This is a genomic window from Pseudomonas sp. P5_B3 (assembly GCF_056400405.1).
Genome location: NZ_JBFULI010000134.1, coordinates 1 through 728 on the forward strand (window position 1 = coordinate 1; position 728 = coordinate 728).

The following is a 728-nucleotide window of genomic DNA, read 5'->3' on the forward strand; positions in this document are numbered from 1 at the left end:
GCAGCGCCTGATTCATATGGGGTGCTCCCGAATTCCACCAAGGGCCTCGACCGTTGAATGCTGAGTGACAAGCACGGGCTTCGTTGAGCCCTAGACGCATCAAGTTGCGCGCCCTCGTCGAGGGCTGCTTCCATTGGCGCCAGATGATACAGCGAAGTTTGTGACGCACCCAGCCATCAAGATACTCAAGTGGCCGCTTGCTCTGACTCAGCTTGAAGTAGCCAGCCCAACCGCGCAGTACGGGGTTTATCCGCTCGATGACGCTCGCCACTTTGTGGCTTCGCGTTGTGCGCAGCAGGCTTCGRAGTCGGTCGCGTARGCGATCCAGACTCATCGTTGCCACTCTTAGTCTCGGCTGTTGATGCCAGCTCATCCCATAGCCCAAGTAATCACACATCCACGACCCGGCTACTCGGCTCTTTTCCCGGTTCAGCGTCAGTTTCAGGCGCTCGCTCAGGAAACGCTCAACGCTGGCCATCACCCGTTCACCTGCGCGACGACTGCGCACATAAATGTTCGCGTCATCGGCATACCGCACGAAGCGATGGCCCCGCCGCTCCAATTCACGATCAAGTTCGTTGAGCAGGATATTCGACAGCAACGGCGAGAGCGGGCCGCCTTGCGGCGTCCCTTCCTGCCGTCGGCTGACGAGGCCGCCTGACATCGTTCCCGCTTCGAGGTAGCGACGGATCAGCGTGAGGACGCGTTTGTCTTCGATTTGACGCGCA

At 59.5% G+C, this 728-nt stretch carries 1 protein-coding gene; it reads right to left on the minus strand.

Annotated elements, in window-relative coordinates:
• Nucleotides 1-728: group II intron maturase-specific domain-containing protein (locus AC1DRN_RS29945; protein WP_477786928.1), on the minus strand; the 728-nt coding region annotated here is incomplete at both ends.